Below are 25,732 nucleotides of genomic sequence, written 5' to 3'. Positions count from 1 at the left end.
CAGTTGGCGCGCCTTGTGGCCGATGGGGGTGTTCGGATCGTTCCGGGCGGGACGGCGGGGGCCGCCGAGTCACGTCGGTGTCACGATCGAGTGTCGGGTGATCTTGCGGGCGACCGGCGGAATGATCTTCTGGCTAGCGTGCCCGGTGGATGTGCACGGCATGTGCACAGCAAACCGACAGAAAGAGCTGCCCTCGTGAGATCCGCCGTCGCCCGTCGTACCGCCCTCGCCGCCTCCGCCGCCGCCCTCGCCCTGCTCGCCACCGCGTGCGGCGGCGACGACAAGGCGGACAAGGGCGGCAGCGGTGAGGACAAGGGCGGCGCGGCCGCGTCCTCCGCCCCGGCCGCCAAGGCGCTCACCGCCGCCGAACTGGAGAAGGCCGCGCTGACGCAGGCGGACGTCAAGAGCGGCAAGGTCACCGAGAAGGTGTCGGGGGCGGAGGCCGCCGCGCAGGACAAGGTGAAGGCCGACGACGCGGCGTGCGCCCCGATCGCCTACGTCCAGAACGGCTCCTACGTGGGCAAGCCCTCCGCCACCGTGCTGCGCAAGTGGACGGGCGAGCCGAAGAAGCCCGCCGCGGGTGCCAGCGACGAGGAGAAGTTCCTCGCTGGCATGGACGCCTCCTCGGTCATGGTGACGCTGGCCTCCTACGAGAACGGCGGCGCCGAGCAGGCGATGAAGGACCTGAGCGCGGCCGCCGAGAAGTGCGCCGGCGGCTTCAGCATCACGGTGGCGGGCGAAAAGACCAAGGTCCTGAAGGTCGCCACGACCGACGCGCCCAAGGGCGGCGACGAGGCGCTCGCCATGACCGTCACCATCCAGGCCGACGAGGGAATCGAGGCGTCGTCCAAGGGCGTCGTCGTCCGCAAGGGCGCCACCCTCGCCTACTTCCCCGCCTTCAACCTCGCCGCCGCCGCCACCGGCAAGGACTTCGACTTCCCCACGGAGATCGTCGACGCCCAGCTCACCAAGCTCGGCTGACCCCGGCCCGTTGGAGCCGCCCGTGCCTCGGTGGGAATTTCCGATTCCGGGCACGCGGCGGCTCTTTCCGGCGGGCGCCGGACCTTAGGCTGCCGGGCATGTGCGGAATCGTGGGTTATGTGGGGTCGCGGCCGGCGCTCGACGTGGTGATGGCCGGACTGAAGCGGCTCGAGTACCGGGGGTACGACTCTGCGGGAGTCGCCGTCCTCGCGGACGGCGGACTCGCCGTCGCCAAGAAGGCCGGGAAACTGGTCAACCTGGAGAAGGAACTCGGCGACAGGCCGCTGCCGGCCGGGACGACGGGGATCGGGCACACCCGCTGGGCCACCCACGGCGGCCCCACCGACGCCAACGCCCATCCGCACCTCGACAACGCGGGCCGGGTCGCCGTCGTCCACAACGGCATCATCGAGAACTTCGCCCTGCTCCGCGCCGAGCTGGCCGGACGGGGGCACGACCTGGCCTCCGAGACGGACACCGAGGTGGTCGCCCACCTGCTCGCCGAGGAGTACTCCTCGTGCGCGGACCTGGCGGAGGCGATGCGGCTGGTGTGCCGGCGCCTGGAGGGCGCGTTCACGCTGGTCGCCGTGGACGCCGACGAACCGGACGTGGTCGTCGGGGCACGCCGGAACTCGCCGCTGGTGGTCGGTGTCGGCGAGGACGAGGCCTTCCTCGCCTCGGACGTCGCCGCGTTCATCGCCCACACCCGTTCGGCGATCGAGCTGGGACAGGACCAGGTGGTCGAACTGCGCCGCGACGGCGTGACCGTCACCGGGTTCGACGGCAGCCCCGCCGACGTCCGCTCGTACCACGTCGACTGGGACGCGTCGGCGGCCGAGAAGGGCGGCTACGACTACTTCATGCTCAAGGAGATCGCCGAGCAGCCCAAGGCGGTCGCCGACACCCTGCTGGGACGGATCGACGCGGCCGGTTCGCTGACCCTCGACGAGGTCCGCATCGGCGCCGCCGAACTGCGCGAGGTCGACAAGGTCGTCATCGTCGCCTGCGGTACCGCCTTCCACGCCGGGCTGATCGCCAAGTACGCCATCGAGCACTGGACCCGCATCCCGTGCGAGGTGGAGCTGGCCAGCGAGTTCCGCTACCGGGACCCGATCCTGGACCGGCGGACGCTCGTCGTCGCGATCTCGCAGTCCGGCGAGACCATGGACACGCTGATGGCGCTGCGGCACGCCCGCGAGCAGGGCGCCCGGGTGCTGGCGATCTGCAACACCAACGGCTCGACGATCCCGCGCGAGTCCGACGCGGTGCTGTACACGCACGCCGGTCCCGAGGTGGCCGTCGCCTCCACCAAGGCGTTCCTCACCCAGCTCGTGGCCTGCTACCTGGTGGCGCTGTACCTGGGCCAGGTGCGCGGCACCAAGTGGGGCGACGAGATCCGGGACGTCGTCCGGGAGCTGTCCCGCATCTCCCGCGAGGTCGAACGGGTCCTGGAGACCATGGAGCCCGTACGGGAGCTCGCGCGCTCCCTCGCCGACAAGGACACCGTGCTGTTCCTCGGCCGGCACGTGGGCTATCCGGTCGCCCTGGAAGGCGCCCTGAAGCTCAAGGAGCTGGCGTACATGCACGCCGAGGGCTTCGCGGCGGGGGAGCTCAAGCACGGGCCGATCGCGCTGATCGAGGAGGACGTGCCGGTCGTGGTCGTGGCCCCCTCGCCGCGCGGACGCTCGGTCCTGCACGACAAGATCGTCTCCAACATCCAGGAGATCCGGGCCCGGGGGGCCCGCACGATCGTCATCGCGGAGGAGGGCGACGAGGCGGTCGTCCCGTACGCCGACCACCTCGTCCGCATCCCGGCCACGCCCACCCTGCTCCAGCCGCTGGTGTCGACGGTCCCGCTCCAGGTGTTCGCCTGCGAGCTGGCGACGGCCCGGGGCAACGAGGTGGACCAGCCGCGCAACCTGGCGAAGTCGGTGACGGTGGAGTGAGCGCCGCAGCAGCGTGAGGCCGCGGCGCAGGCCCTAGTGTGCGGGCATGAGCATCATCGGGGTCGGGATCGACGTGGCCGAGATCGAACGGTTCCGGGCGTCGCTGGAGCGGACGCCCGGACTGGCCGAACGCCTTTTCGTGGAGGGTGAGTTGCTGCTGCCGAGCGGCGAACGGCGGGGCGTCGCCTCGCTCGCGGCCCGCTTCGCGGCGAAGGAGGCGCTCGCCAAGGCGCTGGGCGCCCCGGCCGGGCTGTACTGGACGGACGCCGAGGTCTACGTGGAGGACAGCGGGCAGCCGCGGCTGCGCGTCAAGGGCACGGTGGCGGCCCGCGCGGCCGAACTGGGCGTGTCCTCCTGGCACGTGTCGCTCAGTCACGACGCCGGGGTGGCCTCGGCGGTGGTGGTGGCGGAGGGCTGACACCCCGACCCGTCCGGGGGCGGGGAGCGCGCACCGGGCGGGCCGGTGCGGGAGACTCGGCGGCATGCGTACTGCGTACAGCGTGGAGACCGTGAGGGCCGCCGAGCGGGAGCTGATGGCACGGCTCCCCGAAGGGGCGTTGATGCAGCGGGCGGCCGCCGGGCTGGCCGCCGCCTGCGCGGACCTGCTGGGCCGGGTGTACGGCAGCCGGGTGGTCCTGCTGGTGGGCAGCGGGGACAACGGCGGTGACGCCCTGTACGCCGGGGCGCGCCTCGCCCGGCGCGGGGCCGGTGTCACCGCGGTGCTGCTCGCCCCCGAGAGGACCCATCCGGGGGGACTGGCGGCGCTGCTGCGCGCCGGGGGCACCACGGCCGGGCCCACCGCCGCCGAACCGCTCCTCGGGCGGGCCGACCTCGTCGTCGACGGCATCGTCGGGATCGGCGGCAAGGGCGGCCTGCGGCCGGCCGCCGCACGCCTCGCCCAACTCGCGCACGCCTCGCGCGCCGTCGTCGTCGCCGTCGACCTCCCGAGCGGGGTCGAGGCGGACACCGGAGAGGTGCTCGGCGCGGCCGTCCGCGCCGACGTCACCGTCACCTTCGGCACCCACAAGCCGGGGCTGCTCATCGACCCGGCGCGCGGGTACGCCGGGTCCGTACGCCTCGTCGACATCGGGCTCGACCTGCCGGAACCGGCCGACGCGGAGGCGCTCCAGCACGCCGACGTCGCGGCCCGGCTGCCCTTCCCCGGCGCGGAGAGCGACAAGTACCGGCGCGGGGTCGTGGGGATCGCCGCCGGGTCCGCCCGCTATCCCGGGGCCGCGGTGCTCGCCGTGGCCGGGGCGCTGCGCGGCGGCGCCGGGGCGGTGCGGTACGTGGGGCCCGCCGCGGACGCCGTCATCGCCCGCTTCCCCGAGACGCTGGTGTCCGACGCGGGACCCTCGAAGGCGGGGCGGGTGCAGGCGTGGGTGGCGGGTCCCGGGGCCGGGGACGACGCCTCGGCGGTCGCCGAGGCGCTGGACGCGGACGTGCCGGTGCTGGTGGACGCGGACGGGCTGCGGCTCGCCGACCGGGAGGCCGTGCGGGCCCGCACCGCGCCGACGCTGATGACCCCGCACGCCGGGGAGGCCGCCGCGCTGCTCGGGGTCGCCCGGGAGGCGGTCGAGGAGGCCCGGCTGGCCTCCGTGCGGGAACTGGCGGGGCTGTACGGGGCGACGGTGCTCCTCAAGGGGGCGACGACCCTGGTCGCCGATCCCACGGGCGGCGCGGTGCGGGTGAACGCCACCGGGACGGCGTGGCTGGCCACCGCGGGGAGCGGGGACGTGCTGTCGGGGCTCGCGGGGTCGCTGCTCGCGGCGGGGCTCTCCGCGCTCGACGCGGGCAGCGTGGCCGCGTACCTGCACGGACTCGCCGGCCGCTTCGCGGCGGACGGTGCTCCGGCGGCCGCCCACGACGTGGCCGCCGCCCTTCCCGAGGCCTGGCGCGACACCCTCGGCTGACCCCGGCCCGCGCCGGACCGGGCACCCGCCCCCGGCGCCGGTCCCCCGGAACCCGGAACCCGTCCCGGGGGACCGGCGCCGGGAGGCCGCCGTACGCCTCTGAGAGACTGGGGCGCGATGACAGAGACAGCACACTCGCGGACGGCGCCCCTGCGCGCCCGCGCCGAGATCGATCTGGCCGCCCTGCGAGCCAACGTGCGGGCCCTGCGCGCCCACGCGCCGACCGCGGCCCTGATGGCCGTGGTCAAGTCCGACGCGTACGGCCACGGCGCGGTCCAGTGCGCCCGTGCCGCGCGCGAGGCGGGCGCCACCTGGCTCGGCACGGCCACCCCGGAGGAGGCGCTCGCCCTGCGGGCGGCCGGTCTGCCGGGACGTCTCATGTGCTGGCTCTGGACACCGGGCGGCCCCTGGGCCGAGGCGATCGAGGCCGACATCGACGTGTCGGTCAGCGGGACGTGGGCGCTCCGGGAGGCCGTGGCGGCCGCCGAGAGCACCGGGGTGCGGGCCCGGGTGCAGCTCAAGGCCGACACCGGCCTCGGACGCGCCGGCTGCCAGCCCGCCGACTGGCCCGAACTCGTCGCCGGGGCCCTGGCCGCCGAGGCGCGCGGGCTGATCACCGTGACCGGACTCTGGTCCCACTTCGCCTGCGCCGACGAGCCCGGCCACCCCTCGATCCATGCCCAGCTCGCGCTCTTCCGCGAGATGGTGTCGTACGCCGAGGAGCAGGGAGTGCGCCCCGAGGTGCGGCACATCGCCAACTCGGCCGCGACCCTCACCCTCCCCGAGAGCCACTTCGACCTCGTACGGACCGGGATCGCGGTCTACGGGATCTCGCCGAGCCCGGAGCTCGGCACCCCCGCCGACTTCGGACTGCGCCCGGTGATGACGCTGAGCGCGTCGCTCGCGCTGGTGAAGCACGTACCGGCCGGCCACGGCGTGAGCTACGGCCACCACTACGTCACCCCGGGCGCGACCACCCTCGGCCTCGTCCCCGTCGGCTACGCGGACGGCGTCCCGCGGCACGCCTCCGGCACCGGACCCGTCCTGGTGGGCGGCAAGTTGCGTACCGTCGCGGGCCGGGTCGCCATGGACCAGTTCGTCGTCGACCTCGGCGGCGACGAGCCGGAGCCCGGCGCCCGGGCCGTCCTGTTCGGTCCCGGTGACGACGGTGAGCCCACCGCCGAGGACTGGGCGCGCGCGGCGGGCACGATCGCGTACGAAATCGTGACCCGCATCGGAACCCGCGTTCCGCGCGTCTACGTGAAAGTGGACGAGGAACAAGACGGGTAGCGACGGACAGCACCCCTGAGCCGAACAGGCACGCGGGCCCGGCGGGCGGAGACCGGCGGGCGGTGCCCGGCGGGCGGGAGCCGGGCCGACGCGCGCACAGCCCCAGGACCGACAGCGGACAGCCGAGAGCCGGAGCGAAGAGGAGCGGGACGTGAGCGAGACCAGCGCGGAGGCCGTCGTGAGCGCGGCCTCGGCCGTCGCCTCCTCCGGGAACTGGCGCAAGGCCGGTGTCGCCGGCGCCGCGATAGGCGTGGTCGCGGCGGGCGCCGCGGCCGGAGTCGCCATCGAGCGGCTCACGGTCGGGCGCGGCATGCGCAAGAAGGCCCGCCTCGCCCTCGACTCGACCGGCCCGTACGGCACGCTGCGCGGTACGCCCGGCAAGGCGTACTCGGACGACGGCACCGAGCTGTACTACGAGGTCGACGAGGCCGAGCCGGAGGCGTCGCTCGCCCCGCGCAGGCGTCGGCTCTTCGGCCGCAAGGCCCCCGCCCCCGTCACCGTCGTCTTCAGCCACGGCTACTGCCTCGGCCAGGACTCCTGGCACTTCCAGCGCGCCGCGCTGCGCGGTGTCGTGCGCACGGTCCACTGGGACCAGCGCAGCCACGGACGGTCGGGGCGGGGCGCGGCCCAGCTGGACGACCGCAAGCCGGTCACCATCGACCAGCTCGGCCGCGACCTGCTGGCCGTCATCGAGGCGGCCGTGCCCGAGGGCCCGATCGTGCTCGTCGGGCACTCCATGGGCGGCATGACCGTCATGGCGCTGGCCGAGCAGTTCCCCGAACTGATCCGGGACCGGGTCGTCGGCGTCGCCCTGGTCGGTACGTCGTCGGGGCGGCTCGGCGAGGTCAACTTCGGGCTTCCCGTCGCGGGCGTCGCCGCCGTGCGGCGCGTGCTCCCCGGTGTGCTGAAGGCGCTCGGGCAGCAGGCGGCCCTGGTGGAGCGGGGACGGCGGGCCACGGCGGACCTGTTCGCCGGGATCATCAAGCGGTACTCGTTCGCGAGCCGGGACGTCGACCCGGCCGTGGTGCGGTTCGCGGAGCGGATGATCGAGGGCACGCCGATCGACGTGGTCGCCGAGTTCTACCCGGCGTTCACCGAGCACGACAAGACGGCCGCGCTGGCCCGTTTCGCCGGGATGCCCGTCCTCGTCCTCGCCGGGGTCAAGGACCTGGTGACGCCGAGCGAGCACAGCGAGGCCATCGCCGACCTGCTGCCGGACGCCGAGCTGGTGCTCGTCCCCGACGCGGGGCACCTGGTCATGCTGGAGCACCCCGAGGTCGTCATAGACCGCCTCGCCGACCTCCTCGTGCGCGCCGGGGCCGTCCCGGCAGGGGCTACCGTGGGTCGCTGCGACTCCGCCTCCTCCTGACGGAGGCGGCCGGCGGTCCTCGGCCACGGTCCGGATCCGGACCGACCCCTCACGCAATGCGGCATATGTACTACTCTAGGTGAGTGACGATGGAAGACATCTCGGCATCGCGCGTCCCGGCTGCGGACGGCGTCACCGCGCGGCTCACCGTCAACTCGCCCGAGCAGATGCGGGAGCTGGGGCTGCGCCTGGCCAAGCTGCTGCGCGCGGGTGACCTCGTGATGCTGAACGGCGAGCTCGGCGCGGGCAAGACCACGCTGACCCGGGGACTCGGTGAGGGGCTCGGCGTCCGCGGGGCCGTCACCTCGCCGACCTTCGTCATCGCCCGTGTCCACCCCTCCCTCGGCGACGGGCCGCCGCTCGTGCACGTGGACGCGTACCGGCTGGGCGGTGGGCTCGACGAGATGGAGGACCTCGACCTCGACGTCTCGCTCCCCGACTCCGTGATCGTCGTGGAGTGGGGCGAGGGCAAGGTCGAGGAGCTGACCGACGACCGGCTGCACGTCGTCATCCACCGGGCCGTCGGGGACACCACCGACGAGGTGCGGCACGTGACGGTCACGGGGATCGGGCGGCGCTGGGCCGCCGCCGACCTGACGGTACTCACGGCCTGACCGGCCTGCGCCCGGCCTGACCGGCCTGCGGCCCGCTGTCCGAACCGCCTCGGCCCGCCGCCCGGCTCGTCTCGGCTCACCAGCCGGGGAGCCGGGCGTCCGTGTTTCCCGGGCGGCTTCCACTCGTACGTTCGGCCAACGTTTCCGACAGGACGTCGGCAAAATATTGCGTTCCGCGTCCCGGCCGTGGTCACATGGACTTCGGTGCGTAGTTAGGTCTACCTAACCATGCTGGCACCCGAAGCCCGGGGAGGCGTCCATGTCGGCATCAGAGTCGGCTGCAGTGCCGACTTCAGAACGTGACGTGCCGGCCGTGCCGCGTGCGGTGGCCGGGGTGTCGATGCGGGATCTGCTGGCGGCGTGCGCGGCGGCGGAGGCGGTGTCCAGGCCACCCGTCGCCCCCTTGGACGACCCGGCCGCGGAGCAGACCCCGGAGCACTCCCGCAGAGCCGCGTGACGCTCGCGCCCGGCGCCCGGCACCGGCGCCGACGCCGAGTGCTCGCGGGGACGGCCCGGTCTCGGCCCGGGAGCCGTCGGCGCGGTCAGTCGATGACGACGACCTTCGCGCCCACGGTCGCGAACGCCCACATCGCGTCGCCGTCGTCGCGCGAGGTGCGGATGCCGCCGAGCTTCTTCTCGGGATCCGGCGCGTCCATGGAGCCGTTCACCGCGGCGCTGAAGCCGATGGCGACGCCGTCGACCAGGGTGAACCGCACGACGTGCTCGATCTGCGTCCCGTCGGACCCGGTGACCGCGCCCGCCCGGGTCGTGACGGCGTACGTGCCGGCGGCCGGGTCGACCGTGCCCGGGGTGACCTCGAAGGTGCGCTTCACCTTGTTGCCCGCGCCGACGAGCCACACCCGGTCGGTGCCGAGCGAGTAGACGACCCGCACGCCGGTGCCGGACGGGGCCGGCAGCGCGTCGGGGTCCTTCTTGGCCTTGGGCGCCTTGGGGGCGGAGGACTCGACCGGCACGCTCACGCTCGCGCTCGGCTTGTCGCCCAGGGTGTCCGGAACGTTCGCGGATGCCTGGAAGGCGAGGAAGCCGACTGTCGCGAGCGCCGCCACGGTGAGCCCGGTCACGATTCCCGAGCTGCTCCTAGCCACCTTGTGTGCCCACCTCTCGACCTTCGTACGTCCTTGCGCTGACGGTAGCAGCCGGGGGACGGGAGCCCCGGGCGGCCTTGCGCCGGGCTCCGGCGCCGTAGGCTGTTTGCGTGCTCTTGCTCGCTCTGGATACCGCCACCCCCGCCGTGACCGTCGCCCTGCACGACGGCACGTCCGTCATCGCCTCGTCGAGCCAGGTGGACGCGCGCCGGCACGGAGAGCTGCTGCTGCCGACCGTCGACCGGGTGCTCACCGAGGCCGGCCTCGGGCTGGACGCCGTCACCGGCATCGTCGTGGGCGTCGGCCCCGGCCCGTACACGGGGCTGCGCGTCGGCCTCATGACCGCCGACACCTTCGGCGTCGCGCTCGGCGTCCCCGTGCACGGCGTGTGCACCCTCGACGGGCTCGCCCACGCGGCCGACGTGGAGGGGCCGTTCGTCGTCGCCACGGACGCCCGCCGCAAGGAGGTCTACTGGGCCCGGTACGCCGACCGCCGCACCCGGCTGTCGGATCCCGCGGTGGACCGCCCCGCCGAGATCGACGAGGAGGTCACCGCGCTGCCCGCCGTCGGCGCGGGCGCCCTCCTCTACCCCGACACCTTCACGGACGCCCGCACGCCCGAGCACGTCTCGGCCGCGGCCCTCGCCTCCCTCGCCGCCGAGAAGCTGGCCGCGGGGGAGGAACTGGAGCCGCCCAGGCCGCTGTACCTGCGCCGCCCGGACGCCCAGGTGCCCAAGAACTACAAGGTGGTCACCCCCAAGTGACCGTCGTGCTGCGCGAGATGCGCTGGTGGGACATCGATCCCGTACTGGAGCTGGAGAAGGAACTCTTCCCCGTCGACGCCTGGTCCCGGGGCATGTTCTGGTCCGAACTCGCCCACGCCCGCGGGCCCGAGGCGACCCGCCGCTATCTGGTCGCCTGCGACGGTGACGCGCTCGTCGGCTACGCCGGGCTCGCCGCCTCGGGAGACCTGGGCGACGTGCAGACGATCGCGGTGCGCCAGGACCAGTGGGGCACCGGCCTCGGCGGCCGGCTGCTCACCGAACTGCTGCGGGCCGCGAGCGACTTCGACTGCGCCGAGGTGATGCTGGAGTGCCGCGTGGACAACGTCCGCGCGCAGAAGCTGTACGAGCGCTTCGGCTTCGAGCCCATCGGCTTCCGGCGCGGCTACTACCAGCCGGGGAACATCGACGCCCTGGTGATGCGGCTGCACGACCCTTCGACCTCCGTACAAGGAACAGAGACCCATGGCTGACGAACCCCTCGTCCTCGGCATCGAGACCTCCTGCGACGAGACCGGCGTCGGCATCGTCCGCGGCACCACCCTGCTCGCCGACGCCATCGCGTCGAGCGTCGACGAGCACGCGCGCTTCGGCGGGGTCGTTCCCGAGGTCGCGTCCCGGGCGCACCTGGAGGCGATGGTCCCGACGATCGAGCGGGCGCTGAAGGAGGCGGGGGTCTCGGCCAGGGACCTGGACGGCATCGCGGTCACCGCGGGGCCCGGGCTCGCCGGGGCGCTGCTCGTCGGGGTCTCGGCCGCGAAGGCGTACGCGTACGCGCTCGGCAAGCCGCTGTACGGCGTCAACCACCTCGCCTCCCACATCTGCGTGGACCAGCTGGAGCACGGCGCGCTGCCGGAGCCGACGATGGCCCTGCTGGTGTCCGGCGGACACTCCTCGCTGCTGCTGTCCACCGACATCACCTCCGACGTACGGCCGATGGGCGCGACCATCGACGACGCGGCCGGCGAGGCCTTCGACAAGATCGCGCGCGTGCTGAACCTCGGCTTCCCGGGCGGTCCGGTCATCGACCGGTACGCCAAGGAGGGCGACCCGAACGCCATCACGTTCCCGCGCGGTCTCACCGGACCGCGCGACCCGGCCTACGACTTCTCCTTCTCCGGTCTGAAGACCGCCGTGGCCCGCTGGATCGAGGCCAAGCGGGCGGCGGGGGAGGAGGTGCCGGTGCGCGACGTGGCCGCGTCCTTCCAGGAGGCCGTGGTGGACGTGCTCACCCGCAAGGCCGTCCGTGCCTGCAAGGACGAGGGCGTCGACCACCTCATGATCGGCGGTGGCGTGGCCGCGAACTCGCGGCTGCGGGTGCTCGCCCAGGAGCGCTGCGAGGCCGCCGGCATCCGGCTGCGGGTGCCGCGCCCCAAGCTGTGCACGGACAATGGTGCGATGGTCGCCGCTCTGGGCGCCGAGATGGTCGCCCGGAACCGGGCCGCCTCCGACTGGGACCTGTCGGCGGACTCCTCGCTGCCGGTGACGGATCCGCACGTGCCGGGGCGCGCGCACACGCACACGCACGATCACGTGCACGAGGTCGCGAAGGAGAACCTGTACCCATGACCGTGGCGCTGATGTGGGAGGCACGGGCCGCCGCCGGCCGGGGCGAGGACCTGCTCGCCTGGGTGCGGGCGCAGAAGGTCCCCGGGGAGCCGGTGCGGCAGGAGTTCCTGCGGGCGCCCCAGGACCGGGTTCTCGTCATCACCTGGTGGGACGCGGAGTACCACGCCGAGCTTCCCGAACTGCCGGATCCGGACGATGAGTTGGTTTCCCGGCCGGTGCACAGGTGGCGTTTCGAGTCGGTCGGCTGACGGGCGGCCGCCGCGGCCGGTGCGTCCCGTGCCGGCACGGGACACACCGGCCGCGTGCCGCGGGGGCCGGCAGCCGGGTCCCCACCACTCGGTGGCCGGCCCCGCAGCGGTCCCTCCGCCGGGTCAGGACACCTGGGCGACCTCGGTCCCGCAGCGCATGCGCCGGTCCGGGCCCGGCCGCCGCACCGGGCCCGTCAGGTTCAGCCGGGCCGTGTGGCGCACGTCCGCGCTGGAGGCGGCGAGCCGCAGCTCCAGGGCGCCCGGTTCGACGACGCGGGTGCCGGTGCGGTCGGTGAACGCCGCGAGGTCCGCGTGGAAGCGGAAGGTCACCCGCCGGGCCTCGCCCGGAGCCAGCTCCAGACGCTGGTAGCCGATCAGCCGTACGTCCGGGCGGGTCACCGAGGCCACCGGGTCGTGCAAGTAGAGCTGGACGACCTCGGCGCCCGCGCGCCCACCGGTGTTGCGGACGGTCACCGACACGTCGTACGAGCCGTCGGTGCCGATCTCGGTCTCGGGCGCCTCGGCCGCCTCCCAGGCGAACGAGGTGTACGAGAGGCCGTGGCCGAACGGGTACAGCGGCGTCGGGTCCAGGTTGCTGACCTCTCCCTTCAGGCCCAGCGGCGGCTGGAGGTAGGTCCACGGCTGGCCGCCCGGGTCACGCGGCACGCTCACTGGCAGCCTGCCGGACGGGCCGACCCGGCCGGACAGCACGCCCGCCACCGCGGGGCCGCCCTCCTCGCCCGGGAAGAACGCCTGGACGACGCCGCCGAGACGGTCCTGCCAGCGGCCCAGCGCGTAGGGGCGGCCGGTGAGCAGCACCAGGACCACCGGGACCCCCGTGGCGACCAGGGCGTCGAGGAGCTCGCCCTGCACGCCCGGCAGGCCGAGGTCGGCCACGTCGCAGCCCTCGCCCGAGGTGCCCCGGCCGAACAGCCCGGCACGGTCGCCGAGCACCGCCACGCACACGTCGGCCTCGGCGGCCCGTGCCACCGCCTCCTCGAAACCGGAGCGGTCCGGTTCCGAGACCCCGCAGCCCCGCGCGAACGTCACCTTGGCGTCCGGCAGTTCGGCGCGCAGCGCGTCGAGCACGGTCGGGATGTCCACACCGGTGGGCACCTCGGGGTGGTGCGTGAGCACGTGCGAGGGGAACGAGTAGCAGCCCAGCATCGCCAGGGGGTCGTCCGCGCGCGGGCCGATCACCGCGATCCGGGTGTCCGGGGCCAGCGGCAGCACGCCGTCCGCGTTGTCCAGCAGGACCACCGACTCCTCGGCGAGCCTGCGGGCGAGCGCCCGGTTGCCCGCGGAGTCCAGGTCGACGGGGCGGCCGGTCTCCGGCCGCCAGTCCTCGTCCAGCAGGCCCAGTTCGCACTTCTGGAGCAGCACCCGGCGGGCCGCCCGGTCGATCAGCGACTCGGGGACGGTGCCCGCCCGGACGGCCGCCATCAGCGGCTCGCCGTAGCACTTGAGCGTGGGCAGCTCGACGTCGACGCCGGCCTCCAGCGCCTTGTGCGCCGCCTCGGCCTCGCTGCCGGCCACCCGGTGCAGGCTCTGGAGGAAGCCGACACCGAAGTAGTCCGAGACCACCGTGCCGGTGAAGCCCCACTCGTCGCGCAGCAGCTCGGTCAGCAGGTACGGGTCGGCCGACGCCGGGACGCCGTCGATGTCGTTGTAGGCGGCCATCACCGAACGGGCGCCGCCCTCGCGCAGGGCCATCTCGAACGGCGGCAGCGTGACGTCGAAGAGCTCGCGCACACCCGCCCGTACCGGCGCCAGGTTCCGGGCGCCGGCCGAGGCCGCGTAGCCGGCGAAGTGCTTGAGGGTGGCCACGATCCCGGCCGACTCCAGGCCCCGTACGTAGGCGGTGGCGACGGTGGCGACCAGGTACGGGTCCTCGCCGATCGTCTCCTCCACCCGGCCCCAGCGCAGGTCGCGGACCACGTCCAGGACCGGGGCGAGGCCCTGGTGGACGCCGACCGAGCGCAGGTCGTCGCCGATGCGCCGGCCCAGCTCCTCCACCAGCGCCGGGTCGAAGGCGGCGCCCCAGGCCAGCGGGACCGGGTACGCCGTCGCCTGCCAGGCCGTGAAGCCCGCCAGGCACTCCTCGTGGGCGACGGCGGGGATGCCGAAGCGGCCGGCCTCGGCTATCCGGCGCTGGGCGCGGGCCAGTGCCTGCGCGCCCAGCGCCGGGTCCACGGGGGCGGTGCCGAAGGAGCGGGTGAGCTGGCCGAGCCCGAGGGTGATCAGCTCGTCCCAGTCGTACGAGGAGGACATCTCGCTCTGGAGCGGGGCGACCCCGTCGCCGTCCGTCGCGGCGCCCACCCACACGCCGTAGAGCTGGGCGGTCTTCTCCTCCGGGGTCATCCTGGAGAGCAGGTCGTCGACGCGGGTCTCGGCGGGCAGGGCGGGGTCGCGCCAGGGAGCGGTGTTCATGGAACTCCTGTCGGGGGAAGGGGGGTTCGGCCGCCCCTGGTCGTACGCGTTCACTTGCCGCCCACACCCATGAGGCCGCCGACCAGCGCGCGGCGGGCCACCAGGTACACGATGAAGATCGGGACACCGGAGAGGACGACGGAGGCGAGGATGGCGGGAATGTTCACGCCGAACTCGCTCACGTAGTTGAACAGGCCGAGGGTCAGCACCCGCGGTCCGTCGGACTGGGTGAAGATCAGCGGGAAGAGGAAGCCGTTCCAGGCCTGGAGCGCCGAGAAGATGACGACGGTGCTGATGCCGCCCTTGGACATCGGGATGACGAGCTGGAACAGCATCCGGGTGGTGGAGGCGCCGTCCAGCGCCATCGCCTCGTACATCTCCTCGGAGATGTCCCGCAGCGTGCCGGTGAGGATCAGCACCGACACCGGCATGGCGAACGCGGCGGTGGGCAGGACGATCGCGAGCAGGCTGTCGTAGAGGTTCAGCTTGGCGATCATCAGGTAGAGCGGCACCACGACGGCCTGCGCGGGGATCGCCACGCCCAGCAGGAACAGCCGGAACGCGGCCCCCGACCAGACGCTGCGGGTCCGTACGGCCACGTAGGACAGCGGGACGCACAGCACCAGGACGATCAGGACGACCCCGGCCGCCGCGAGCACCGTGTTCCACAGCAGGTGGCCGAAGCCGTTGTGCAGGACGGTGTCGTAGTTGTCCAGCGTCGGGTGGGACGGCGGCTTCAGGGCGTTGTGCCCCAGCGCCTCGTCCTGGTGGGTGAGCGAGGCCGAGATCATCGCGTAGATCGGGATGACCACGACGGTCAGCCAGAGCAGCGCCCCGGCGCCGGCGAGCGGGTTGGCGCGCCGGGTCCAGTGCCCCCGGCGGCGCGCGGGCCGCTCGGCGGCGGGGGCGGAGTCCGTCTTCACGGGACGGGGCAACGTGTCGTGTGACATGGCGTCACATCCCTTCCCGGGTACTGCGCATCGCGCCGAATCCGGACAGCTTCACCATCAGCAGGGACAGCGCGGTCGCCGCGAGCACCAGGAAGGAGGCGACGGCGCTCGCGTAGCCGAAGTCGTAGCTCTTGAAGCCGGCCTGGTACATCAGGTACGGCAGGATCGCCGTGTCGGTGCCCGGACCGCCCTGGGTGAGGATCAGGACGGTCTCGAAGTACGTCAGCGAACCGACGATCATCAGCACGCTCGACGTCGTCGCGGTGTTGCGGAGCTGCGGGAGCGTGATCGAGAAGAACTGGCGGTAGCGGCCGGCGCCGTCGATCGCGGCCGCCTGGTACAGGACTTCGGGTATCTGCCGTGCCCCGCCCTGGTAGATCAGGGTGTGGAAGGGGATGAACTGCCAGCCGCCGACGAACACGATCGCGAGGAACGCGCCGCTGGTCGTGCCGAGGGTGTCCTTGTGGATGATGCCGAAGTTCGGGTCGAGCAGCGCGTAGAACAGCAGCGAGATCGCCGTCGACGACAGCAGGAACGGCACGAAGAAGATCGCCGAGAGGACCGCGCGGTTGCGCTGCCGGCCCGCCGCCCACACCCCCAGCAGGAGCGATGTCACCGTCTGGAACGCCCAGCTCACCACGGTCAGCGAGACGGTGACCGTCAGCGACTGGGTCAGCCGGTCGTCGCCCAGCAGCTTGCGCCAGTTGGCCAGACCGACCGGCTCCGGGTCGCCCAGGCCGTTCCACCGGGTGAACGACAGGTAGAAGGCCAGGACCATCGGGGCGAGGGCGAAGAAGGCGAAGAACAGGACGCCGGGGACGGCCAGTGCGGTGCTGGGGCGGCCGGCCCTGTTGCGCCGGGTGGAGCGGGGGCGGCCCGCGTCGTCCCGCGGGCCGCCCTTGAGCTGTGTGAGGCTCACTTCAGCTCCTTGAGCGCCGACACGAACTGCGTCGGCGAGGACTTGCCCACGAACAGCTTGTTGACCTCGGTGAGCATCGGCGTCGACACGTCGGGGTCGACCGCCTGGTCCCAGCTCAGCGTGAACGCCGGGGCCTTCTGCACCATCTCGTACTGGAACTTGGCGAACTCCGGGTTCGGCGAGGCGTCCAGGAGGGTCGCCGCGTTCGAGGTCGCCGGGACGTCACCGTTGGCGATGAGTTCCTTGGTGTAGGCGAGGGAGGCGGAGTCGCGCAGGAAGGCGATCGCCGCGTCCTTGTTGGAGGTGCGGGCGTTCACCGACCAGTAGTTGGTGGGGTTGCCGACCACGTTGCGGATGTCGCCGGCGCCGCCCTCGATCTGCGGGAAGGCGCACCAGCCCAGGTTGTTCTTCGCGAAGTCGGGGAACTTGCCGAGCTGCGTGGAGTACTCCCACGAGCCCATCAGGTGCATCGCCGCCCTGCCCTTGGCGAAGACCGCGGGCGCGCCGCCGTTGCCGTAGCCCACCGAGCTGTAGCCCTTGCCGAAGGCGCCGTCGTCGATCAGCTCCTTGACCGTCTGGGCGGCCTTGAGGACGGCAGGGTCGCCCCAGGAGGAGGCGTCACCGTTCTTGATCTTCTCGAAGACCTGGGGGCCGCCGATCCGGTCGACCAGGTACTCCAGCCACATCAGCTCGGGCCAGATGTCCGCCCCGCCCAGCGCGAACGGGGTGATCTTCGCCTTCTTCAGCTTGGCGTTGATGTCGAGCAACTGGTCCCAGGTGGTGGGCGGCTGGAGCTTGTGCTCCTCGAAGACCGTCTTGTTGTAGAAGAGGATCACGGGCTGCATGCCGCGCATCGGCACGCCGTAGTTCTTGCCGTCCAGTCCGCCCGCCGCCAGCACCGACGGCAGGAAGCCGCTCTTGAGCACCGGGTCGGAGGCGATGACGTCGGTCAGGTCGACCAGCTGGCCGGCCTCCCGGTAGGCCTTGATGGAGCCGCCGCCCCAGTTGAAGAACACGTCGGGGGCGTTGGGCGAGCCCATCGCCGTGCGCAGCTTGGCCGGGTAGTCGGTCGCGGGCACCTTCTGGAGCTTGACGCTGCCCTTGGCCTTCTTCGCCGCGGCCGAGGCGTTGAACCGGTCGACGGACTTGACCTGGATCTTCGCCGCGTCGTCACCGTAGACGAACGCGGTGAGCGTCCCGTCTCCGCCGGAACCGCCGCTGGAGCCGCAGGCGGTGAGCCCGCCGACAGAGGCCAGGGCGGCCGTGCCCGCGCCGAGGAACCAACGTCTGCTGTAGGACTCCATGGACGGCACCTCTCGGTCAGCGCGAGGGATCGCCGATGATCCGTCGCGAATGTTTCGAGTTATATTTCGAATGTTCCGGGAAGGTAAGGCGATCCGATCGGCCCGTCAAGGGGTCGCGCAGAGATACGATCGCCGCCATGAAGCCTGGGAAGTCCGCAGAAGCACAGACGGCGACGCTGGCCGAGATCGCCCGGGAGGCCGGTGTCTCGGCTCCGACTGTTTCGAAAGTCCTCAACGGTCGTGCCGACGTCGCCCCCGCCACCCGCTCCCGCGTCGAGGAGCTGCTGCACGCCTACGGTTACCGGCGCCGCCGGGCCGAGGCTTCCCGCTCGCCGCTGATCGACCTGGTCTTCCACGAGCTGGAGAGCGCCTGGGCGATGGAGGTCATCCGGGGCGTGGAGAACGTCGCCCGCGACGCGGGCCTCAGCGTGGTGCTCTCCGAGTCCGCCGGCCGGCTCACCCCCGGCCGGACCTGGGCCGACCAGGTCGCCGCCCGGCGCCCGCACGGGGTGATCCTCGTCCTCTCGGGCCTCGACGACTCCCAGCGCGCCCTGCTGAACAGCAGGTCCATCCCCTTCGTGGTGATGGACCCGGCCGGCGACCCGGGCGTCGACGTGCCCTCCATCGGCGCCACCAACTGGCAGGGGGGCCTCGCCGCCACCCGCCACCTCGTCGAACTCGGGCACACCCGGATCGGCGCCATCAGCGGGCCGTCGCGGATGATGTGCAGCCGGGCACGGGTCGACGGCTACCGCGCGGCGCTGGAGACGGCCGGGCTGCCCGTCGACCCCTCGCTGATCGTCGCCGGGGACTTCCACCACGAGGCCGGTCACCGGATCGGCCTTGATCTGCTGCGCCGTCCCGACCGGCCCACGGCCGTCTTCGCCGGCAACGACCTCCAGGCGCTCGGGCTCTACGAGGCTGCCCGTGAGCTGGGGCTGCGCGTTCCCGAGGACCTGAGCGTGGTCGGCTTCGACGATCTTCCGGTGGCCCGCTGGGTGGGGCCGCCGCTGACGACCGTACGGCAGCCGCTGACGGAGATGGCCGAGGCGGCGGCGAAGCTGGTGCTCGACCTGAGCCGCCAGGAGCGGCCGTCGGCCGGGACGCGGATGGAGCTCGCGACCAGCCTGGTCGTCCGCAGCAGCACGGGTGCGCCTCCGGCGTGATACCGGTCCGGTGGGTGGGTCGGGGCCGTGCCGGTACATCCGCCCGTCGCCGTTGGACGGAGATGTGACCGTCGGTGGCGACGGCCATCGATGTACCGGCACGGCCCCTCGCGCCGGATTCCGACTGCGGGGGCGAGATCCAGCCGGTCACAGCCCCGGCCGGCGAAAGTTCCAGTCCCGGCCGGGGAAAGATTCAGCCCCTCCGGCGTTTGAGGAGCGGGGTTCGGGGCGGAGCCCCGGGTACGGGAAGGGTAGGGGCGGAGGGGGCGAAAGACAGGGGGTGGGGTCACCCCGGGAGGCAGGTCGGTCCTGAGGGGGCCGGGAGGTCGTATTGACGGGTGGGGCGTCCGCCTGCACACTCCTGCGACGTCAATCGGTTGTACAGCCGAAACTTTCGGAGGCACCCGCCATGAGAACCTCCCGAACCCGCTCCTCGCGACCCCGCTCCTTACGCCGCGGGGTCGCCGCCCTGTTCGCCGGGGCCGCGACGGTGGCCGCGCTGCTCGCGGCCGGCACGACGGCGCACGCCGCGGGCTCCCCGCTGCGCGACCTCGCCGAGGCCAAGGGCAAGGTCGTCGGCACCGCCGTCACCGGCTCCAGGCTGACCGGCACGTACGGCGACATCGCCGGGGGCCAGTTCAACTCGCTGACCCCGGGCAACGCGATGAAGTGGGGCAGCGTCGAGCCCACCCGGGGCAGCTTCGACTGGGCCGAGGCCGACCAGATCGTCGCGTTCGCGCAGGCCCACGACCAGCAGGTGCGCGGTCACACCCTGGTCTGGCACAGCCAGAACCCGAGCTGGCTGACCAACGGCACCTGGACCACCGCCGAGCTCGGCGGACTGCTCCAGGACCACATCACCACCGAAGTCACCCGCTACAAGGGCAGACTGGCCGCCTGGGACGTGGTCAACGAGCCCTTCAACGAGGACGGCACCTACCGCTCCACCCTCTGGTACGACGGCCTCGGCGCCGACTACATCGCCCAGGCGCTGACCTGGGCGCGCGCCGCCGACCCGAGCGCCAAGCTCTACATCAACGACTACAACGTCGAGGGCGTCAACGCCAAGAGCACCGCCCTGTACGACCTGGTCAAGTCCCTGAAGGCGCGCGGCGTCCCGATCGACGGCGTCGGCCTCCAGGCCCACCTCGTCCTCGGCCAGGTCCCCGGCACCCTCCAGCAGAACATCCAGCGCTTCGCCGACCTCGGCGTCGACGTCGCGGTCACGGAGCTGGACGTCCGGATGCAGCTGCCCTCCGACAGCACCGAGCTGGCGCAGCAGGCCGCCGACTACAAGGCGGTCTTCGACGCCTGCGTCGCCGTGACCCGCTGCCACGGCGTGACCGTCTGGGGCTTCACCGACTCCGACTCCTGGATCCCGGACGTGTTCTCGGGCTACGGCGCGGCGACCCCGTACGACGAGAACTACGTGCCCAAACCGGCGTACGACGCCATCGCGACCTCGCTCGGAGGGACCACGACCCCGCCGCCCACGGGCGCGTGCACGGCGACGTACAGCGTCCAGAACCAGTGGAACACCGGGTTCACGGGGCAGGTGCGCATCGCGTGCTCCGGGGCCGCGCTCTCCTCGTGGAAGGTGAACTGGACGTACGGCGCGGGCCAGCGGATCACCCAGGCGTGGAACGCGACCTGCACCCAGAGCGGCGCGGCCGTGAGCTGCGCCAACGCCTCGTACAACGGGACCGTCCCGGACGGCGGTTCGGTGACGTTCGGGTTCAACGCGTCGTGGAGCGGCGGCAACCCCGTGCCCACGGTGACGCTGGGCTGAGAACGATGAGATTCTCCGAAGAAAAACGTTCTGCACGCCTGTCCCTAACAGTCCCCTAATAAACCGGACTTACGTTCCTGTCCGTGACGGGACATGACGAGAACGGCGACGAGGGCGGACGGCGGGGCCGGCGGGCGAGGGTGCTGAAGGTCGCCGGCCTCGCCCTGGCGGGGCTGCTGGTGCTGGGCACCGGCGGCGCGGGCTGGGTGTACTGGCACCTGAACCAGAACATCAGGAGCGTCGACATCGACAGCGCGCTCGGTGACGACCGTCCGGCGAGGGCGGTGGTGACGCCCTCGGCACCGGCGTCCGCCTCGGCGTCCCCGTCCCCGCTGCCCAGCGGCGCCCTCAACATCCTGGTCCTCGGCTCGGACTCGCGCAGCGGCGGGGCGAACGCGAGGCTCGGCGGCGGAGACAGTTCCGGCGCGCGTTCCGACACGGCGATGGTCGTGCACGTCGACGCCGGGCGCACCCGGGCCACGGTCGTCAGCATCCCGCGGGACACGCTGGTCACCCGTCCGTCCTGCCCGCTGTCCTCCGGGGGCTCGACGGCGGTGGCGTACGGCGCGATGTTCAACAGCGCCTACTCGGTGGGCGGGCCGGTGTGCGCCGTGAAGACGGTGGAGTCGATGACCGGCGTCCGGATGGACCACTACGTCGAGATCGACTTCTCGGGCTTCGCGAAGCTGGTGAACGCGCTCGGCGGGGTCACCGTCACCACCGGCCAGGACATCGACGACGACAAGAGCCGGCTGCACCTGGCCGCGGGCGCCCACCACCTGAACGGCGAGCAGGCCCTGGCCCTGGCCCGCACCCGGCACGGTATAGGCGACGGCAGCGACCTCGGCCGCATAGGTCTGCAGCAGAAGCTGGTCAAGGCCCTGCTGGAGCAGATCTCGTCGGCCGACCTGCTGTCCGACCCGGCCGGGCTCTACGGCGTCGTGAACGCGGTCACCGGCAGCCTGACGACGGACACGGGCCTGGATTCGCTCGGCGAACTGTCGAAGCTCGGCCAGAGCCTGAAGGGCCTGTCCGCGGACGACGTGAAGACGGTGATGATGCCGGTGGCGACGGCACTCTCGGACCCCAACCGGGTGGTCGCGAGGGAGCCGGAGGCGGGCGACCTCTGGAACTCGCTCGGGTGAACGGTGAACGGTGAACGGTGGACGAGCGCGCGGCCCGCGCCCGTCCGGGACTCCAGGAGAGATCCGTCCGGGGCCGTCCGGGGACTCCCGGAGAAAGTTTTCGAAGAAATCCGGGGAGGGTGTCGAGACCGGTGCCTCCCGTTCGACGCACAGGTGAGAGGCGGGAAGAAGAAGTCCGTCTCCGGGACACCACAGACGCCACAGGCACCACAGATACGAGGAGTCACCATGCCCCGCTACCTCTCCCTGGTCCAGATCGACGAGCGCACCGCGCCCGCCGAAGGCCCCAGCCCCGAACTGATGCAGCGGATGGGCGAACTCATCGAGGAGATCACCAAGGCCGGCGTCATGCTCCAGACCGAGGGCCTGACGCCCAGCGCGCAGGGCAAGCGCGTCCACTACGCGGGCGGGGAACTGTCCGTCACCGACGGGCCCTTCACCGAGTCCAAGGAGGTCGTCGGCGGCTACGCGATCATGCAGTGCAAGGACATGGCCGAGGCCGTGGAGTGGACCAAGCGGTTCCTGAAGGTGCACGAGGAGCACTGGACGGTCACCTGCGAGGTACGGGAGATCGCCGAGGGCTGAGCGGGCTCCTTGGCCGGACGCCGCGGTGGGTGTCTCATGGTGGGTTGTGGAACAGCAGCCCGCACCAGCACCCGCCGACGGCGTCGACACCGCCGTCGAGACCATCTTCCGCATCGAGTCCCCCCGCATCATCGCGGGCGCGGCCCGGATCGTCCGTGACGTCGGCATCGCCGAGGAACTCGCGCAGGACGCCCTGGTCGCGGCGCTGGAGCAGTGGCCGCGCGACGGGGTGCCCGACAACCCGGGCGCCTGGCTGACGGCCACGGCCAAGCACCGGGCGATCGACCTCGTACGCCGCCGGGAGAACTACGCGCGCAAGCTGGAGGAGGTCGGACGGGACCTCTCGCTGTCCGCGCCGCACCACGTCGACGAACCCGCCGATCCGGACGACATCGACGACGACCTGCTCCGGCTGGTCTTCACCGCCTGCCACCCCGTCCTGTCCGCCGAGGCCCGCATCGCGCTCACCCTGCGGCTCCTCGGCGGCCTGACGACGTCCGAGATCGCCCGCGCCTTCCTCGTCCCGGAGGCGACGGTCGCCCAGCGCATCGTCCGGGCCAAGCGGACGCTGGCCGCGAAGGGGGTCGCCTTCGAGGTCCCGTACGGACCCGAGCGCGAAGCCCGGCTCGGGTCCGTGCTGGAGGTCATCTACCTCGTCTTCAACGAGGGTTACGCGGCCACGGCGGGCGACGACCTGCTGCGTCCCGCGCTGTGCGAGGACGCGCTGCGGCTGGCCCGGGTGCTCGCCGAGCTGATGCCCAAGGAGAGCGAGGTGCACGCGCTCGCCGCCCTGCTGGAACTCCAGGAGTCCCGGGCGGCCGCCCGCACCGGGCCCGGCGGCGAACCCGTCCTCCTCAAGGACCAGCAGCGCCGCCGCTGGAACCGCATGCTGATCCGCCGCGGCTTCACCGCGCTGAACCGGGCCGGTGCCGTCGCCACCGGCGGCCCGGGGCCGTACGCCCTCCAGGCCGCCATCGCCGCCTGCCACGCGCAGGCCCACACCTACGAGGACACCGACTGGCGCCGGATCGCCACCCTCTACGGACTGCTGGCGGCCCGTACCCCCTCCCCGGTCGTCGAACTGAACCGCGCCGTGGCCGTCTCGATGGCCGAGGGGCCCGGCCCCGGGCTGGAGATCGTCGACGCCCTCGCCGGTGAACCGGCCCTGCGCGACTACCACCTGCTGCCGAGCGTGCGCGGCGACCTGCTCGCCCGGCTCGGGCGCACGGGGGAGGCGTGCACGGAGTTCGAGCGGGCCGCCACGCTGGCGCGCAACGGAAGGGAACGGGAACTGCTGGAGGCACGGGCGCGTGAGCTGCGGAATTCGTGAGGTTCCCGCCCGGTAACCCCGTTTCCGTGGTGATCGGCAAGGGCTTACAGTAGCGCCGCTGCCGTACACGGGAACGACGCTCTGAGTTCATCCCGTAGGCCCCTGGGGGGTGGCCCGGCAGCCCATCGCACCTACCTGGGGGGACACCCTTGAAAATTTTCGCGCGCCACAGATTCGTGGCGCTGACCGCGGCGACGGCCCTGGCAGCCGGCACGGCGATAGCCCTGGCACCGGGGGCGTCGGCCGACGTCGCCGGGTGGCCGGCCGTCGACGGCAGGATCGCCGTGGTCAACGACGGCATCCTGTCGTCGGACGCCGACGGCAACGACGTGAAGCGTGTCTCCAACGGCTCCGACGACGAGACGCCCGCGTGGTCGCCCGACGGCAGCCGCGTCGTCTTCGAGTCGGCCGGAGGGCTGGGAACTGTCGGCCTTACCAGCCTCAGCGTGACGACGGTCTATTCGTCGGGATCGGGCAGCTCGGCCTCCCACCCCACGTACTGGACCTACGGCCGCAAGATCGTCTTCTCCGCGGCCAAGAAGCTCTACTCGATCCCGGCCGGCGGCGGTACCCCGGTCCGGCTGCTGGCCACCGGTGGCTGCGACCTCGTGCCGAGCGGTGACGCGACCGGCACGCTGCTGGCCTTCCAGCGCAACGGCACCGGCTGCAGCACGACCACGCCGTCGGTCGTGCTCTACAACGCCGCCACCAAGACGGAGACCAAGCTCGCCGTGGGCGGCTCGCCCGCCATCTCGCCCGACGGCACGAAGGTCGCCTTCATCCGCACCGTCGACGGTCACCGCCAGCTCTTCTCGATCAACAGCGACGGCACCGGCGAGCGCCGCCTGACCGTTGACGCCGGTGACTACGACAGCCCCTCCTGGGCGCCCGCGAGCGACCGGCTCGTCGTGCACTTCGACCGGCCCACCAGTGGTGGCCGCCAGGAGAGCAATGTCGTCATGACGATCACGGCGGACACGGTGACGGAGGGACAGCCCTTCCCCTGGGGAGGCCGTTCGCCCGCCTGGCAGCCCCTGCGCAAGAACTCCGTCGCCCGGGTCTCCGGCGCCGACGTCTACGGCAGCAACATCGCAGCCTCCCGCTGGACCTGGAACACGGTCGGCAAGAGCGAGCCGGGGCTGATGAACGCCTCGTCCGCCGTGCTGGTCTCCCAGGACAGCCAGTCGTACGCGCTGACCGCTCCCGCCCTCGCGGGCAAGAAGCACGGGCCGGTCCTGCTGACCCCGGCCGGCTCACTGTCCACGGCCGTGCAGAACGAGCTCAAGCGGACCCTCAAGCCGGGCGCGAGCGTCTACCTCGTCGGCGGCACCTCGATCCTCAGCAGCGCCGTCTCGACCAAGGTCACCGCGCTCGGCTTCGTCCCGAAGCGGCTGGCCGGCACCTCCCGCTACTCGACCTCGGTCGCCGTCGCCAAGTCGATCACCAGCGCCCCGAAGTACGTCTTCATCGCGACCGGCACCGACTACCACTCGGCCCTCGCCGCCGCTTCCGCCGCGGGCGCGAACGGGACGAGCGGCAAGGCGGTCGTCGTCCTCAACGACGGCAACACGCTGACCTCGTCCGTGAAGTCGTACCTCAACAGCCTCGACCCGCGCGACACCTACATGATCCCGGTCGGCGCCTCGGCGAAGTACGCGCTCACGCACACGCCGTTCTCGAACTGGCCGTCGACGTACACCTACTACCCGGTCACGGCGAGCACCAACGCCGGCACCGCGGCCGCCCTCGCGCGGTTCTGGTGGAGCGCGCCGGGCAGCGTGGCCCTGGCCTCCACCGACAGCTGGCGCGGGGGCACATCGGCCGCGGCAGCGATGAACGTCTTCGGTCCGCTGCTGTGGACGGACGTCACCACCCTCACCGCCGACACCAAGTCCTACCTGCTCAAGGGCGCCGCGAACGTCAACGGCATCGCCGCCTTCGGCGGTACCGGCTCGGTGTCGACGGCGGCGCTGAACTCCGCGGGTACGGCGATCAGCGCGAGCAGCAGCCAGTGGACGTACACGTCCTACTACAACGGCGTTGCGCCGATGGCGGGTTCGTCCTCCGTCGCCGGACCGTCCGCGGGCGCCTCGGCGGTGCGGACGGGCACGGCACCGGTGCCCGTCGGCGAGCCTGACCTCGGTCCACTCAGTACCCGTCACCAGCAGTAGGCGGCTGCGCGGGTGCCCCGACGAGCATGGTCGGGGGCCCCCCGCCCCCCGGGCCCGGACACCCGCGGGGGGCCCGGGGGGTATAAAAAAAAACGCACCCCCCCGCCCCCCAAAAAAAAAGGGTG

Annotated in this window: 23 protein-coding genes; 18 read left to right on the top strand and 5 right to left on the bottom strand. The window is 72.5% G+C overall.

The features are described from left to right. Window positions 1-195: 195 nt before the first annotated feature. From ACFW6B_RS06735 to ACFW6B_RS06700, 8 genes are all read left to right on the top strand, one after another. Window positions 196-981, top strand: coding sequence for a hypothetical protein (locus ACFW6B_RS06735; RefSeq protein WP_386592779.1), 786 nt, complete (start codon window positions 196-198; stop codon window positions 979-981). 98 nt (window positions 982-1,079) lie between these two features. Then, window positions 1,080-2,927: a glutamine--fructose-6-phosphate transaminase (isomerizing) gene (gene glmS, locus ACFW6B_RS06730; RefSeq protein WP_386592778.1), complete on the top strand. Its 1,848-nt coding sequence runs from the start codon at window positions 1,080-1,082 to the stop codon at window positions 2,925-2,927. Between the two features lie 46 nt (window positions 2,928-2,973). Continuing rightward, window positions 2,974-3,345 carry a holo-ACP synthase gene (locus ACFW6B_RS06725; protein WP_386592777.1) on the top strand — a complete coding sequence of 124 codons (372 nt, stop codon included), beginning with the start codon at window positions 2,974-2,976 and terminating at the stop codon, window positions 3,343-3,345. A gap of 64 nt (window positions 3,346-3,409) precedes the next feature. Next, window positions 3,410-4,840: an NAD(P)H-hydrate dehydratase gene (locus tag ACFW6B_RS06720; RefSeq protein WP_386592775.1), complete on the top strand. Its 1,431-nt coding sequence runs from the start codon at window positions 3,410-3,412 to the stop codon at window positions 4,838-4,840. 117 nt (window positions 4,841-4,957) lie between these two features. Continuing rightward, the gene (alr, locus tag ACFW6B_RS06715; protein WP_386592773.1) at window positions 4,958-6,130 is read left to right on the top strand and encodes an alanine racemase; all 1,173 of its coding nucleotides are present in this window, start codon (window positions 4,958-4,960) and stop codon (window positions 6,128-6,130) included. Between the two features lie 151 nt (window positions 6,131-6,281). Next, window positions 6,282-7,499, top strand: coding sequence for an alpha/beta fold hydrolase (locus tag ACFW6B_RS06710; RefSeq protein WP_386592771.1), 1,218 nt, complete (start codon window positions 6,282-6,284; stop codon window positions 7,497-7,499). Between the two features lie 89 nt (window positions 7,500-7,588). Beyond that, window positions 7,589-8,113, top strand: coding sequence for a tRNA (adenosine(37)-N6)-threonylcarbamoyltransferase complex ATPase subunit type 1 TsaE (gene tsaE, locus ACFW6B_RS06705; RefSeq protein WP_386593165.1), 525 nt, complete (start codon window positions 7,589-7,591; stop codon window positions 8,111-8,113). A 283-nt stretch (window positions 8,114-8,396) separates the two neighbouring features. Next, window positions 8,397-8,570 carry a hypothetical protein gene (locus ACFW6B_RS06700; RefSeq protein ID WP_386592769.1) on the top strand — a complete coding sequence of 58 codons (174 nt, stop codon included), beginning with the start codon at window positions 8,397-8,399 and terminating at the stop codon, window positions 8,568-8,570. Window positions 8,571-8,655: 85 nt separating this feature from the next. Here the strand turns inward: ACFW6B_RS06700 and ACFW6B_RS06695 are convergent, their stop codons facing one another. Further along, window positions 8,656-9,219 (bottom strand): hypothetical protein, encoded by a 564-nt coding sequence (locus ACFW6B_RS06695; protein ID WP_386592767.1) that lies wholly within the window; start codon window positions 9,217-9,219, stop codon window positions 8,656-8,658. 110 nt (window positions 9,220-9,329) lie between these two features. Here ACFW6B_RS06695 and tsaB point away from each other — a divergent pair, with 110 nt between their 5' ends. The 4 genes from tsaB to ACFW6B_RS06675 are packed head-to-tail and all read left to right on the top strand — an operon-like array spanning window position 9,330 to window position 11,818. Continuing rightward, window positions 9,330-9,983, top strand: a complete 654-nt coding sequence (tsaB, locus tag ACFW6B_RS06690; RefSeq protein ID WP_386592765.1) for a tRNA (adenosine(37)-N6)-threonylcarbamoyltransferase complex dimerization subunit type 1 TsaB — start codon at window positions 9,330-9,332, stop codon at window positions 9,981-9,983. Window positions 9,984-10,000: 17 nt separating this feature from the next. Continuing rightward, a complete protein-coding gene (gene rimI, locus ACFW6B_RS06685) occupies window positions 10,001-10,474 on the top strand; it encodes a ribosomal protein S18-alanine N-acetyltransferase (protein WP_361677329.1) in 474 nt (157 codons plus the stop codon). After that, on the top strand, window positions 10,467-11,570 hold the full coding sequence (gene tsaD / locus ACFW6B_RS06680; protein ID WP_386592763.1) for a tRNA (adenosine(37)-N6)-threonylcarbamoyltransferase complex transferase subunit TsaD: 1,104 nt from the start codon (window positions 10,467-10,469) through the stop codon (window positions 11,568-11,570). The genes rimI and tsaD overlap by 8 nt, the downstream gene beginning before the upstream one ends. After that, complete coding sequence (locus ACFW6B_RS06675; protein WP_386592761.1) at window positions 11,567-11,818, top strand: hypothetical protein; 252 nt, start codon at window positions 11,567-11,569, stop codon at window positions 11,816-11,818. The genes tsaD and ACFW6B_RS06675 overlap by 4 nt, the downstream gene beginning before the upstream one ends. A gap of 123 nt (window positions 11,819-11,941) precedes the next feature. On the opposite strand, the gene ACFW6B_RS06670 is transcribed toward ACFW6B_RS06675, so the two are convergent. The 4 genes from ACFW6B_RS06670 to ACFW6B_RS06655 are packed head-to-tail and all read right to left on the bottom strand — an operon-like array spanning window position 11,942 to window position 17,421. Continuing rightward, the gene (locus tag ACFW6B_RS06670) at window positions 11,942-14,248 is read right to left on the bottom strand and encodes a glycoside hydrolase family 3 N-terminal domain-containing protein (RefSeq protein WP_386592759.1); all 2,307 of its coding nucleotides are present in this window, start codon (window positions 14,246-14,248) and stop codon (window positions 11,942-11,944) included. A gap of 50 nt (window positions 14,249-14,298) precedes the next feature. Beyond that, complete coding sequence (locus tag ACFW6B_RS06665) at window positions 14,299-15,198, bottom strand: carbohydrate ABC transporter permease (RefSeq protein WP_386592758.1); 900 nt, start codon at window positions 15,196-15,198, stop codon at window positions 14,299-14,301. Window positions 15,199-15,202: 4 nt separating this feature from the next. Beyond that, window positions 15,203-16,117 (bottom strand): carbohydrate ABC transporter permease, encoded by a 915-nt coding sequence (locus ACFW6B_RS06660; RefSeq protein ID WP_386592756.1) that lies wholly within the window; start codon window positions 16,115-16,117, stop codon window positions 15,203-15,205. Further along, window positions 16,114-17,421, bottom strand: coding sequence for an ABC transporter substrate-binding protein (locus ACFW6B_RS06655; RefSeq protein WP_386592754.1), 1,308 nt, complete (start codon window positions 17,419-17,421; stop codon window positions 16,114-16,116). The genes ACFW6B_RS06660 and ACFW6B_RS06655 overlap by 4 nt, the downstream gene beginning before the upstream one ends. A gap of 137 nt (window positions 17,422-17,558) precedes the next feature. Between ACFW6B_RS06655 and ACFW6B_RS06650 the strand changes: the two genes are divergently transcribed. The 6 genes from ACFW6B_RS06650 (at window position 17,559) to ACFW6B_RS06625 (ending at window position 25,607) form a co-directional block, all read left to right on the top strand. Continuing rightward, window positions 17,559-18,587 (top strand): LacI family DNA-binding transcriptional regulator, encoded by a 1,029-nt coding sequence (locus ACFW6B_RS06650; RefSeq protein WP_386592752.1) that lies wholly within the window; start codon window positions 17,559-17,561, stop codon window positions 18,585-18,587. A 409-nt stretch (window positions 18,588-18,996) separates the two neighbouring features. Continuing rightward, complete coding sequence (locus ACFW6B_RS06645; RefSeq protein WP_386592750.1) at window positions 18,997-20,376, top strand: endo-1,4-beta-xylanase; 1,380 nt, start codon at window positions 18,997-18,999, stop codon at window positions 20,374-20,376. A gap of 83 nt (window positions 20,377-20,459) precedes the next feature. Then, window positions 20,460-21,521, top strand: coding sequence for an LCP family protein (locus ACFW6B_RS06640; protein WP_386592748.1), 1,062 nt, complete (start codon window positions 20,460-20,462; stop codon window positions 21,519-21,521). 228 nt (window positions 21,522-21,749) lie between these two features. Next, window positions 21,750-22,106: a YciI family protein gene (locus ACFW6B_RS06635; protein WP_151469210.1), complete on the top strand. Its 357-nt coding sequence runs from the start codon at window positions 21,750-21,752 to the stop codon at window positions 22,104-22,106. 46 nt (window positions 22,107-22,152) lie between these two features. Further along, a complete protein-coding gene (locus ACFW6B_RS06630) occupies window positions 22,153-23,436 on the top strand; it encodes an RNA polymerase sigma factor (protein WP_386592746.1) in 1,284 nt (427 codons plus the stop codon). A gap of 149 nt (window positions 23,437-23,585) precedes the next feature. Next, window positions 23,586-25,607 carry a cell wall-binding repeat-containing protein gene (locus ACFW6B_RS06625; RefSeq protein ID WP_386592744.1) on the top strand — a complete coding sequence of 674 codons (2,022 nt, stop codon included), beginning with the start codon at window positions 23,586-23,588 and terminating at the stop codon, window positions 25,605-25,607. The last annotated feature ends 125 nt before the right edge of the window (window positions 25,608-25,732 follow it).

It is taken from the genome of Streptomyces sp. NPDC058751 (genome assembly GCF_042746485.1).
GTDB lineage: Bacteria > Actinomycetota > Actinomycetes > Streptomycetales > Streptomycetaceae > Streptomyces.
The sequence above is the reverse complement of the archived record's forward strand: the minus strand, read 5'-3'. Positions and strand labels throughout refer to the sequence as shown.